10 protein-coding genes and 2 pseudogenes are annotated in these 11,926 nt (G+C 34.8%); 8 read left to right on the top strand and 4 right to left on the bottom strand.

The features are described from left to right. The first annotated feature begins 144 nt into the window (after positions 1 to 144). Positions 145 to 597, top strand: a complete 453-nt coding sequence (locus ABH955_RS01095; protein ID WP_404444168.1) for a hypothetical protein — start codon at positions 145 to 147, stop codon at positions 595 to 597. Between the two features lie 76 nt (positions 598 to 673). Here ABH955_RS01095 and ABH955_RS01100 read toward each other — a convergent pair whose 3' ends face one another. Then, a complete protein-coding gene (locus ABH955_RS01100) occupies positions 674 to 1,639 on the bottom strand; it encodes a quinone oxidoreductase family protein (RefSeq protein ID WP_404490809.1) in 966 nt (321 codons plus the stop codon). Positions 1,640 to 1,762: 123 nt separating this feature from the next. On the opposite strand from ABH955_RS01100, the gene ABH955_RS01105 reads away from it, so the two are divergent. Further along, positions 1,763 to 2,656: a LysR family transcriptional regulator gene (locus ABH955_RS01105; RefSeq protein WP_404456681.1), complete on the top strand. Its 894-nt coding sequence runs from the start codon at positions 1,763 to 1,765 to the stop codon at positions 2,654 to 2,656. Between the two features lie 87 nt (positions 2,657 to 2,743). On the opposite strand, the gene ABH955_RS01110 is transcribed toward ABH955_RS01105, so the two are convergent. Further along, complete coding sequence (locus ABH955_RS01110) at positions 2,744 to 3,277, bottom strand: GNAT family N-acetyltransferase (protein ID WP_404456684.1); 534 nt, start codon at positions 3,275 to 3,277, stop codon at positions 2,744 to 2,746. A gap of 573 nt (positions 3,278 to 3,850) precedes the next feature. Here ABH955_RS01110 and ABH955_RS01115 point away from each other — a divergent pair. Further along, positions 3,851 to 4,612: a CPBP family intramembrane glutamic endopeptidase gene (locus tag ABH955_RS01115; protein ID WP_404490810.1), complete on the top strand. Its 762-nt coding sequence runs from the start codon at positions 3,851 to 3,853 to the stop codon at positions 4,610 to 4,612. A 215-nt stretch (positions 4,613 to 4,827) separates the two neighbouring features. On the opposite strand, the pseudogene ABH955_RS01120 reads toward ABH955_RS01115, so the two are convergent. Further along, a pseudogene (locus ABH955_RS01120) lies at positions 4,828 to 5,315 on the bottom strand (DinB family protein). A gap of 204 nt (positions 5,316 to 5,519) precedes the next feature. On the opposite strand from ABH955_RS01120, the gene ABH955_RS01125 reads away from it, so the two are divergent. Further along, the gene (locus ABH955_RS01125) at positions 5,520 to 5,975 is read left to right on the top strand and encodes a DinB family protein (protein ID WP_404444184.1); all 456 of its coding nucleotides are present in this window, start codon (positions 5,520 to 5,522) and stop codon (positions 5,973 to 5,975) included. A gap of 372 nt (positions 5,976 to 6,347) precedes the next feature. Then, a pseudogene (locus ABH955_RS01130) lies at positions 6,348 to 7,384 on the top strand (DUF4003 domain-containing protein). Between the two features lie 190 nt (positions 7,385 to 7,574). Here the strand turns inward: ABH955_RS01130 and ABH955_RS01135 are convergent. Next, entirely contained in the window at positions 7,575 to 8,339 is a 765-nt protein-coding gene (locus ABH955_RS01135; RefSeq protein ID WP_033708377.1) for a DUF817 domain-containing protein, read from the bottom strand. A 276-nt stretch (positions 8,340 to 8,615) separates the two neighbouring features. Between ABH955_RS01135 and ABH955_RS01140 the strand changes: the two genes are divergently transcribed. From ABH955_RS01140 to ABH955_RS01150, 3 genes are read left to right on the top strand one after another with little or no spacing between them, the layout of a single operon-like run. Then, positions 8,616 to 9,650, top strand: a complete 1,035-nt coding sequence (locus ABH955_RS01140) for a FecCD family ABC transporter permease (RefSeq protein WP_404444188.1) — start codon at positions 8,616 to 8,618, stop codon at positions 9,648 to 9,650. Next, on the top strand, positions 9,651 to 10,667 hold the full coding sequence (locus ABH955_RS01145; protein ID WP_404444191.1) for a FecCD family ABC transporter permease: 1,017 nt from the start codon (positions 9,651 to 9,653) through the stop codon (positions 10,665 to 10,667). A 21-nt stretch (positions 10,668 to 10,688) separates the two neighbouring features. Beyond that, entirely contained in the window at positions 10,689 to 11,597 is a 909-nt protein-coding gene (locus tag ABH955_RS01150; RefSeq protein ID WP_390187993.1) for an iron-hydroxamate ABC transporter substrate-binding protein, read from the top strand. Positions 11,598 to 11,926: the final 329 nt, after the last annotated feature.

Raw genomic sequence — 11,926 nt, forward strand, 5'->3', positions numbered from 1 at the left:
AACAGTACCACTTTCAACATAAAGTCAGAGTGCACAATGATTTATGTTACAGTTGATTAGAATAGGTGTATAAAATCTTGTTTGAGCAGTAATGTAAAGAGACTCGCAACTGTTTCAGATAGATTTTCAAAATGGGGGGGAATAATGGATTTTCAAGATTTGATGGAATTTAAAGGATATATATATTTAAACAAATTGATTGAACCTGAAGGGAATTCACTGAGGGTACTTATTGATAGGTGCAAAGTTAACAAAACTAAGGGACTCATGAAAATTACAGGTGAGGTGGAAATAGAAGCATCATCCATTGATGTTGATAACAATCTGCCAATTGTGCAATTGGATTTTGAAACGTATGTTGCTTACTCCATTACTAATGAATCGTTTACTGTAATGGATGATTACGAAATTTCAGAAGGTAGAATTTTTAGGATTTACTCAAAATCAAGATATTTGGATTTCATTAAAACAGGAACAATTGCTGAATTTATATTTCCTGAAGAGCAGTTCGTTCACTATCAAATTCCTTGTTTGAACCATATAATCGACATTATTTCATATGATGAGCCGAAAATTACTGGAATAAAAAGAAACTAATAAAATTCCATAATAAAAGAGCATCGGAATCGATGCTCTTTTATATGCTTATCTTTTCTTTTTTTAAGTGGAACGATTACGGGATTAATAAAATCTTCCCAGTACTTTTACGGCTCTCTAATAATTCATGCGCAAGAGCACCATCTTGTAAAGCGAATGTAGTTGGACTCGCGATATTTAATTCTCCTGCAGTGATCCAATCAAATAATTGAGTAGAGCGCTGCTTGCGTTCTTCATACGTAGTAAGAACGTTCCAAAGGTCTCCGCCAGTTAAAGTTTTTGAAGTATCCATAAGCATACGTGGATCTACAGGTGCGGGATTACCGCCAGCCATTCCATAGAATACAACGGTACCACCAACTTTAGTAGCTTTAAAACTTTCTTCTAAAGTAGAACCTACTGATTCATACACAACATTTACTCCGGTACCATTAGTTATTTCAAGTACTTTCGTATGCCATGCTTCAGTATATAAAAATACGTGATTAGCACCAGCTAACGTAGCTACTTGTGCTTTTCCTTTTGATGATGTAAGACCGATTACTGTTCCGCCCAGTAGTTTAATCATTTGAACGAGAAGTTGACCAACGCCACCAGCTGCGGCATGTACTAAAGCTATATCACCTTGTTTTATTTGATAGCTATCTTTCGTTAAATAATGTGCTGTTAGACCTTGCAATAAGACAGAAGCGGCTGTTTCAAAAGAAATAGAATCTGGAAGTGTAATTGCTTTTTCAGATGGAACGGCAACTAATTCTGCATTTGAGAATGGAACGTCAGCAAATGCAATGTGGTCTCCGGGATTGATAGTAGTAACGTTAGCTCCTACTTTTTCAACAATACCAGCGCCTTCATAACCTAATATATAAGGCGGGTTACCAGCGAGATGATAATCGCCGCGGCGTCTATAAATATCAGCGAAATTTAAACCGATTGCTTGCATGCGAACAAGAATTTCATTTGGATTTATAATTGGATCAGGTATTTCTTTATATTGTAGTACATCAGCATTTCCGAACTGTTCGAAACAAAGTGCTTTCATATGGAATACCTCCATTTATATTGTTTGTAGATGTTCTTTATCATACAATACAACTATCAATAGAAAAAGAAGATTATTTCGATGGAATCAATCGGTAATATCGATTGAAAAGAGGGATGATAAATGGAGATAAAACAATTAATTACATTTAAAGTGGCTGCAGAAAGCTTAAATTTTACACAAACTGCGAAGAAATTGAATTTTGCTCAGTCGAGCGTGACAGCGCAAATTAAAACGTTAGAGGCTGAGCTCGGTACGCCGTTATTTGAGAGATTAGGAAAACGTCTTTTCTTAACTGAAGCAGGAAAGAAGTTTCAACTATATGCCGATAAGATGATTGCGCTTAGTAACGAAGCAAAAATGGCTGTGAAAGATGATGAGGAAATAGCGGGTACGTTAATAATCGGTGCACAAGAAAGTCAATGTACATATAGGCTTCCATCTATATTAAAGAAATTTAAAGCACAATTTCCTCAAATAAAACTTATATTTAAACCTGCGCATTCCAATAAAGATGCGAAAGAGCAATTGATGGAGGGGAAAGTAGATCTTGTATTTATTTTGGACGAATGTAAAACAGAGGATGTTTTACATGTGGAGCCACTTATGAAAGAAGAATTAAAAGTAGTAGCTGCTCCTACGCATCGTTTACTTGAACAACCTTCCGTTTCTACAAAAGATTTAGAAAGCGAAACACTTTTACTAACAGAACTAGGTTGCTCGTATCGGACTTTATTTGAAGAGCTATTTCGCGCAGAAGATGTATACCCAGCAAATAAGATCGAATTTGTTAGTGTTGAGGCAATTAAACAATGTGTCATTGCCGATTTAGGTATAGCAATTTTGCCAGCAATAGTAGTAGAAAAAGATATACGAGAGGGAACGATAAAGGAATTAGTCTTAAAGAATACAATCACTCCGATCTATACGCAAATCGCTTGGCATAAAGATAAATGGATGACATCGCCGTTACAGCAATTTATTGAGGTAACGAGGGAGTCTTTTGCAAGGAATTAAGTGGAGAAATATTTGTTTTATATGTAAGAAAAAATGGCACTTTTGTATAGAGAGAACCGATACTTGGATGAAACAAGTATCGGTTCTTTATAGCATATTTTTATAATCATTTTTAAGTATTGCCATAATAATTTCATCCGAGTACGTATCATTATAAAATAAGGATTGAGGTAAGGTTCCTTCTTTTACAAACCCAACCTTTTCATAAGCTCTAATTCCACGTAAATTATGGCTAAATACTTCTAACTGTAAACGATTGAATGTGAGTTGTTCAAAAACAAATCTTAAAACTATTTTCATAGCTTCAGTTCCGTAGCCTTTCCCTGTTAATGAAATAGAAAGCATAGATATTCTGAATCCAGCTCTTTGGTTCTCCTCATCGATATCTAAAATCGATAACTCTCCAATCATTTCGTCAGTGCTGTTTAAACAAATAGCGAAATCATAGCGATTTGAATCATTATTTATATTATCTATATGTGCTTTAATTTGCTCCAATGAAAAAGTAGGCTTGGTTCCAGTCATATATCTTATTTCTTCATCCATTGTACTTTCTAATATAATGGGCACATCTAGCTCACAAAGGGGCCTTAAATAAATTCTTTCACTCTCTAATCTCATTATAAATTTCTCCTTAAGGTTGGTGATAGAGTATATAAATATTTTTGATATACATTGAAGAAGAGTTTTATTTTGTGTATTGTTTGAAAAGTAGGTATCTTACTTTGATGTTACATGAATTTTATAATGGTATGGTATACCTAAAACAAATAATAAAAGTTTTATACACAAAAAAATGTATCAACAAGTTTTTTGATAATACTATTATTATTGCTTTTCATTCCACTTTTAAATGAACATGAATTTTTTATAAATATTTTTAGTGGAAAATAAGCCTTTCCCACTAATTTGCACCGTAGTTAAACAAGACTTAAATAACGTTATTGTCACTTTACAAGAGCATGTTTTGATTGGTTCTCAAAACATGCTCCTTCTTTTTGTTTGTTTATCCCGTATTAACGGATAGTGAGACTCCAACTTCGAACCTTGACCGAAGCAAAGTAGGTAGGAGTCGGCCTATCCAGAAAAGCCTGATAGAGTAGGGAGGTTCCTTTAATGTTTTGGAATAATTTAGCATAAGTGATTTTCATATCTCTAAATTTATGCTCTAATTAAAATAAAGGAGGCAAGTAAATGGGGAATGAGATTAAACGATATGTAATACGCACTTTTATATTTACATGGATACTATGGGGGCTATTAATTAGCTTAATAAAATTAAACATTACGACATTTGGTACACCGTTAGCGATGATATTATTTGTTTTCGGAGGGATCATGCCATCAATCATTGCAATTAGTTTAAAGAAAAAATATGGATCAAAAGAAGAGTTCAGAGTGTTTATTAAAAATATTGTTAATCCTAGGCATTACTTTGTATGGTATGTTCTAATCGTTGTTCTAGCTTTTATTAGCTGTTATCTTCCAACGATATTTGGTGGAGCAACGATGCAAAAACCATTATACGTGGCATTACTTAGTTTTCCAATAATGATTATTGGTGGCGGTCTTGAAGAAATCGGATGGAGAGGGTTCTTACAACCTGCCCTTCAGAAAAGGTTTTCGGCATTTTTTAGTACGGTTATTGTGAGCGTTATATGGGCTATTTGGCACTGGCCGTTATGGTTTATTCCAGGTACGAATCAAACTCAAAGGGATTTTATAGCCTTTATAATTACGACAATTGCTGTATCTTTCTTATTAACTACAATTATTAACACAACTAAAAGTATTTTTATGTGTCTAATTTTTCATGCGCTTCTTAATTCTTTTTGGACTGTGTACGTGCCAAATGATAAAGTGTTACCAGCATTTCCAACTTTTATTTTCGGAATTTTCGTATTTATCGTGTATAAAGTCATAATAAAAAGAAAGAACCTCTTATTGATTAGGTAACTGAAATAATAAAAGGAAACATATTAATATATTTTTTATGGATATGAAACTAATTAATAAGAACACGACACAAACATAATTAAAATATAATACAAGTTTGTGCCGCAAAAAAATTTGCAAAACTATAAACAACATCAAAAAGAATGAAGAGCCTTTCAATATACATAAACAATGCTAAGGACAGTTATAGTAATTCATTTGTTAGAACAATTGAATTAACTAAGGTCTGTGTCAGGAGGAGTATATCCAAGGTGACGAGTCATTGATACAATTTGGCCTTTATGATGAAATTCATGTGTTTCCGCATGGGTTAAAAGCCATAGCGGAGTTGTGCTCCAAGGTTCTTTTTGCCATTTCACTTCATTTGCTATATTTTGAGCCAACGGTCATTGTATGCATCTAAAAATCGTTGTACAGTTTCATCTACTAACTTAAATCTAGCACGAACTGTTTCGACATCTGCATGCTCAATTTCGTAGTCGCTAGCAAATGAAAAATCTGCTCGTTTTTGTTTAAATGCGAATGATCCAAGCCAGTATCGATAGCAATCGGCTACATGAATATGTGTTTTTATAATGCTGCGACTTCCGAAGTTAGGAACCGTACTGTGCAATTTTTCTTGTGGGATTTCTTCCAAAAATGTAAATAGATTTTCCCTTGTAGAACTAATAAGATTATATTGTTGTTTTAAAACATCTAACATGTAATTACACTCCTCTTTTGTTTACTGTAATATTTGTGCAGTAAGTATTTCTATATTTATGAGGAGTGGTCCTTTTTTATTGTTTTCAGTAAGCATATTAGATGTGTTTTTTAATTGTTTCTGATAGATTAAACAAGGTGAAACTTTAATAAGTAGAACATTCTTAGCTCATAATAAATTGTACATAAAAAAGGGGACGATAAAATGAATAGAATAATTGGTTTAAAACAATTTGAAATAACGCGTGGGGCATTACTTGAATTTATGGAGACGCTTGATGATAAAACTGCGGATACGCAGCCGGAGGGCTTTAACAATACAATTCGCTGGCATATCGGTCACGTGTTAACGGCAGCAGAAACTTTCATGTTTGGAAGAGAATTTAAACAATTACCAACTGAATATCCAGGTATGTTCGGGTATGGATCAAGACCATCTAAATGGAAAACAGAAGGACCATCATTAGAAGTGCTAACGGTTCAATTAAAAGAACAAGCGAAGCGCATTCAAGAAATTCCAGCAGAAGCATTTGAAAATAAACTTCCAGAGCCATTTTTAGGGTTGGAAACAGTTGGAGAGCTTTACGGTATGATGTTGTATCATGAAGCAGATCATATTGGGCAAATGAAGGCGATGGAACGAATTATTAAGGCTTTTTAGTTTTTGGTAAAGTTTAATTGCATATAAAAAACGAAATCACAGATGTTTTGTCAAAATTGAGGTGTAAGTAATTACAACCTTATTTTTCACAATACAGGTGTAATGTTAAATAATATATAGACAAAAAAGGGTAGATAATTTATTATCTATCCTTTTTTGTTGTTGAACTTCTTGAAGGATTAAGGATTATGAACGCTAATCATCGTGATGCTGATGAAGAAGGAAAGAAAACCAACCAATTAGGATAAAGAAACATCCTAAGTTTTATGGTAGTTATTATTTTTTTTGTATTACTTAATAGAAAAATATTGAAAATAATACAGAAGAAAGTATAAGGTTGCAAAATCTGTATGAAATAGGGTATTCCTAAATATGGAATATACGTATAATAAAAGAGAGGAACTAGAAAATGGGGGAATACTATGATTACATTGGAACAAAAGTTGGAGCAATACACACATACATATGCACAGTTAAAGGGAGAACTAAAATGGAAAACAAGTGATTCTCGAACAGGTATGATGATTGCTGCTATGTATGCAGGTAGTGATAAACTGTTTGATCTCGGACGTTTTTTAGAAATTAGTAGTTATATTAAGAATCAGGTAGGGATGTTTTCATACTTAAAGTCTTATCATCGCTTTGTGGTGGCCGCAACATTAGATATTCACTTTACAGATTACAAGGAAGCTTTTCGGAGGTTTTTAGATTTATATGAACAATTGGTCGCTGGTGGCTTTAGCCGGAGTATATTTACTTATCTCGCAGCAGCTGTGCTTTTAACAGAAGAAAATGAACAGCATGGCACGCACATTCAGCGTTCGATGCAAGTATATAAACGGATGAAAGAGGATCATCTTTTTCTTACAGGTACAAATGATTATCCACTCGCGGTTTTATTAGCAGGACAATCAGAGAATGTAGAAACACTTATGGACCGGGTAGAACGTCTTTATCAGAAACTAGCGAAAGCTGGTTTGCGTAAAGGGAATGATCTTCAGTTTTTAAGTCATATCCTCTCACTAAAGAAGGATGTCCGTGAAGAAATGTTAGTTGCAACATGTACAAACATATGGAATTTGTTAAAACAAGAAAAGGTAAAAGTGAAACAGATGCATTATCCAGCTATCGGGCTACTAGCGTTACTTGAGGATGGAGAAAAAGAGATTCATTCTATTAAAGCGTTGATTGAAAAATTGCAAGGGGAGAAATTTTTCCGTTGGCATACAGATACGAATATTCTTATTGCTATTCAACTGTTCGTAAGTCAGAAAGGTGAGGAAAGTAAAGCTACCAACGCAGGTTTACAAACAATGATAGAAGTCCTCATACAAGCACAACAAGCAGCTATGATAGCAACGATTGCCGCTTCATCTGCAGCAACCTCTTCTGCTAGTACTAGTTCATAATGTGTAACTGCTTATGCGCTTGTAAATTATGATGAACCTATAACCTCTTTGATGAGAACGGTTTAAAAAATATTAATAAAAAAGGCCCATCACTCTCTAATGAGTGATGGGCTAACTGTTTTTACAGAGTGGATTTTTTTATTGGGTAAGGAAGATAAGTTGTTATTTTAATGTTTTTACATAATTAGCATTATCTTTTTGACTGCTTAAAATGTTTGAGTTGTGTAACAATCATAATGCTAATAACAACGAGTAAAAACCATGAGCTAATTTTGCTTAAGTGAACGAGGCTCCATGTTTCCCGTTGATTTGGATATTGCCATGCTCCGAAGAAGGTAGCGATGTTTTCTGCAATCCAAATAAAGAATCCGATAAGGAAAAATGAGAGTACGAGCGGCATTTTATATGTAACGCCTCGTAATGAAAATTCCACAAATGTGCGAAAGAAAACAATGAATAAAATTAAAGTTAATACCCATCTAAAGTCATATAGAAAATGATGTGTAAAAAAATTAAAGTAAATCATTGCTCCTAGAGGTATTGCAAAAATAGCTTTCGGCCAATGATGCATTTGTAAATGCAATCTTCTCCACGCTTGGCATATGTAACTTGCGACACTCGCATACATAAAACCGCTGTAAAGCGGAACTCCGAAAACTTTTGAATACGCCTCTTCAGGATAACTCCATGAACCGAAATGTACTTTATATATTTCTAGTAAAAGGCCGATGAGGTGGAAGACAGTAATTACTTTTAGTTCGTCTTTCGTTTCAAGACCAGTCTTGTACATAATCCACTGCATAAGAAGACATACGATGAGTATGAAATCATATCGGTACAGCCCTGGAATCGAAATGATTTTTGAAAGAGCAAGTGTTAAAAAAATAACGACAGGGAACAAACAGGATAATGCTTGTTCATAAGTAAAATAGAGTAGTTGTTTTACATAAAACATGTTTTCACCTTCAGGGTTTTTATTTGAAAAATCAAAATAATAACTTAGTATATTACAAATTTGAAAATAAAACAGTACGTCATTTTGCATGTATTTGGAAGTTTTAGAAGGGAATTGTAATAAGTATTTTGATAGTTTAACAAAGTAAAAAAATAGTTTGCTATTTAAAAAAAGTGGGGATATAATATCTAAATGAAAATGATAATTATTATCAATAATGATTATAAATAAAAAATAATTATAAAAAAGAACTGAATATAAAGGATGAAATGAAACATGTTACATAAGTCTACTGTACATGCTGGCAATAATCGCTGGATACATATTAAGTTCGTATGTTTCATGAGCTTAACAATTTTATGTTTAATCGGATCTATATTTTTAGCTATTGCATTCGGGGCAAAGGATATTCATTTGCAAACGGTGTGGGCAGCGGTTTTTGATTATAATCCGAAATTAACACAGCATCAAATTATTTATGAATTAAGGCTCCCAAGGGTAATTGGCGCAGCAGTTGTAGGAGCTGCTTTTGCAGTCGCTGGAGCTGTTATGCAAGGGGTAACACGAAATCCTTTAGCTGATGCAGGTGTACTCGGAATAAATGCAGGTGCGATGTTTGTAGTAGCACTTAGTTTTGCTTTTTTCCCGCATATGCCGTATTCCTATTTAATGATTGTCTCCTTTATTGGAGCAGTTTTAAGTACAGTACTCATTTTTATTATTGGATCAGCAACATCAGGCGGTTTAACGCCGATGAGGTTAACGATTGCAGGGGCAGTTATGGCCGCGCTTTTACATTCGTTAAGTTCAGGTGTCGCGATTTATTATGACTTAAGCCAAGATTTAGCATTTTGGTATGCTGGTGGTGTTGCGGGGGTTAAGTGGGAACACTTGAAATTTTTAGTGCCTATTATTCTCGTAACAATTGTTTTTGCGACAACGTTAGGGAGATCTATTTCACTCATATCGATGGGTGATGATGTTGCTACGAATTTAGGAGTAAAAACGAACCGAACGAGAATGCTTGGGATGATTATAGTAGTCATTCTTGCAGGTGTGTCTGTTTCAGCTGTTGGTTCCATTGGATTTGTAGGACTTGTCATTCCGCACATTGCTAGAAAATTAGTAGGTGTTAATTATCGGCTTATTATTCCTATGTCAGCATTATTAGGAGCTATGTTATTAGTTTTAGCTGATTTAGGAGCAAGAACAGTAAATCCTCCTAAAGAACTTGCGATAGGAATTATGGTAGCTCTTGTTGGAGTTCCGTTCTTCCTTTATATAGCACGTAAAGTTGGGAGGGAGTTATAAGTGAAGGATCTTTTTAGCACGGATAAAAAGAGAGCTATTACTGTAACTACAATTTTTGGATGTTTGAGTATCGCTGTAATTTTGATTAGCTTAAATACGGGGACGCTGAGCATTGCACCACTCAAAGTAATTCAAACGCTTTTTGGTTATGGTGATTTTGAGAGTGCGACAGTCCTGTACGATTATCGTATGCCAAGAATAATTATTACAATGTTAGCAGGTATTGGCCTTGGGGTTTCCGGTGCGATTTTGCAAGGGCTATCTCGTAATGCGCTCGCAGATCCTGGTATTCTCGGATTACATTCGGGTGCATCTTTCGGGCTTATTGTATTCGTTACTCTCTTTCATTCTATTAACGAGAGTGCATCGATTTTAATACCGTTATTTACATTTGGCGGAGGAGTGTTAGCTGCATTTCTTATTGTTTTGCTTGCGAGTGATCGGTCAAAAGGTTTACTTCCCATTAGACTTATTCTTGTTGGTATTGCAGTTTCAGCTGGTTTTAGTGCACTTTCGTTATTTTTCTCGCTCAAGTTAAATGATGAGACGTATACATTCGCTTCTAGATGGTTAGTTGGTAATGTGTGGGGAAGAGACTGGATTCATGTGCTAGCATTATTACCGTGGATTTTGATACTAACCCCGTATGCATGGCTGAAATCTAAAACATTAAATGCATTGTCACTAGGTGATAGTGTAGCAGCAGGACTTGGTGTTTCTGTTCAAAAAGAACGTTTACTGCTTTTAGCTACAGCGGTAGGATTGTCTTGTGCAAGTGTATCGATGGCAGGGGGAATTGGCTTTATCGGCTTAGTTTCTCCGCATATCGCAAGAAAGTTAGTAGGTAGTACATATCAACATTTCCTTCCGTTAGCTGGCATTATTGGAATGATTATTTTAGTACTCGCAGATACGATAGGGCGCTCTTTATTTGAGCCAAATTCTATTCCAGCGGGTGTAGTAGTAGCTGCTTTAGGAGCGCCGTATTTTCTTTATTTACTTACAAAAACAAAATAAATACTTCAAAGAGGAGAACATATGAAAAAGAAACTTTCCATTTTATTTAGCATTATGTGTATTTTAGTATTAGCAGCATGTGGTCAATCGAAACCTAATGAAGAGGCAACTAAAAAAACGGAAAAAAGTAATGACCCAAAAATTGCTTCAATGTCTATTCACTTAACAAATGATTTACTTGCATTAGGAATTACACCAGTAGGTTCTGTTATTGGTGGAGATTTAAAAGATTTCTTACCACACGCAAAAGAGCAGTTGAAAGATACGAAGAAACTGGGTGTTGTAACAGATCCAAATATGGAGGCATTACTTCAATTAAAGCCAACTGACATTTATGTTGATGAAAAATATGCTGGCAAAGATTTAGCGAAATACGAAAAAATTGCAACAACACATTCTTTCAATTTAGATGAAGGTACGTGGAGAGATCATTTAAAAGAAGTAGGTAAACTTGTAAACCGTGAGAAGGAAGCGGATAAATATATTCAAGACTATGAAGAACAATCAAAACGAGTGAAAAGTTTAATAGATAAAGAGCTAGGTAATAACGAAAAAGTAATGGCAATTCGCGTGACTGCAAAAGAATTGCGTGTCTTTAGTACGAAAAGACCGATGGGACCAATTTTATTCCAAGACTTAGGATTACAACCTGCAAATGGTGTAGAGAAAATTGATGGAAACCGTCCTTTCGAAGTCATTTCACAAGAAGTATTACCTGACTTTGATGCAGATGCGATTTTCGTTGTTGTAAACAGAGATGATAAGGCAAAAGCTGCATTTAAACAATTACAAGAAACACCAATTTGGAAAGACTTAAAAGCTGTTAAAGGTAAGCACGTATACATTATCAATGACCAACCATGGCTTGACTATTCTGCTTTAGGCAACAAAATGGCAATGGATGAAGCGGAGAAAATGTTTACGAAATAATACAGTTTTACTATTAGGAAAGGCCCTCTAAATTTGGAGGGCCTTTTTATTGTTGTTATTGTTAGAATAAATGAAAAATTATACAATGAAGTTAATTCAATGCAAGGGAGATGTGCCAATGTCAGCGCTTATTGTAAGTATCCCGTTAAAAAAACAGTTTATGGAACAAGGGGATAAAGTGAAACTTTAATCAGTGGGGGTTTTGTTCATCCCCCAGTGATTATTAGCCTTCACCAATCGGGCGTTTACGGGCAGTTGATCTCCCACCTAACTTCTTCGCTCCAGCTGAATTTTGAGGTGGGAGTCTTACTGCCCGTTAATGCGGGATA

The organism is Bacillus sp. RC240, from assembly GCF_044907945.1.
GTDB classification, from domain to species: Bacteria; Bacillota; Bacilli; order Bacillales; family Bacillaceae_G; genus Bacillus_A; species Bacillus_A mycoides.

What these genes read in the sequence shown, in the direction of transcription:
- ABH955_RS01095 (WP_404444168.1), top strand. Translation starts at nt 145, where the DNA reads ATGGATTTTCAAGATTTGATGGAATTTAAAGGATATATATATTTAAAC.
- ABH955_RS01135 (WP_033708377.1), bottom strand. Translation starts at nt 8,339, where the DNA reads ATGTTTTATGTAAAACAACTACTCTATTTTACTTATGAACAAGCATTA.
- ABH955_RS01115 (WP_404490810.1), top strand. Translation starts at nt 3,851, where the DNA reads ATGGGGAATGAGATTAAACGATATGTAATACGCACTTTTATATTTACA.
- ABH955_RS01110 (WP_404456684.1), bottom strand. Translation starts at nt 3,277, where the DNA reads ATGAGATTAGAGAGTGAAAGAATTTATTTAAGGCCCCTTTGTGAGCTA.
- ABH955_RS01125 (WP_404444184.1), top strand. Translation starts at nt 5,520, where the DNA reads ATGAATAGAATAATTGGTTTAAAACAATTTGAAATAACGCGTGGGGCA.
- ABH955_RS01105 (WP_404456681.1), top strand. Translation starts at nt 1,763, where the DNA reads ATGGAGATAAAACAATTAATTACATTTAAAGTGGCTGCAGAAAGCTTA.
- ABH955_RS01150 (WP_390187993.1), top strand. Translation starts at nt 10,689, where the DNA reads ATGAAAAAGAAACTTTCCATTTTATTTAGCATTATGTGTATTTTAGTA.
- ABH955_RS01100 (WP_404490809.1), bottom strand. Translation starts at nt 1,639, where the DNA reads ATGAAAGCACTTTGTTTCGAACAGTTCGGAAATGCTGATGTACTACAA.
- ABH955_RS01140 (WP_404444188.1), top strand. Translation starts at nt 8,616, where the DNA reads ATGTTACATAAGTCTACTGTACATGCTGGCAATAATCGCTGGATACAT.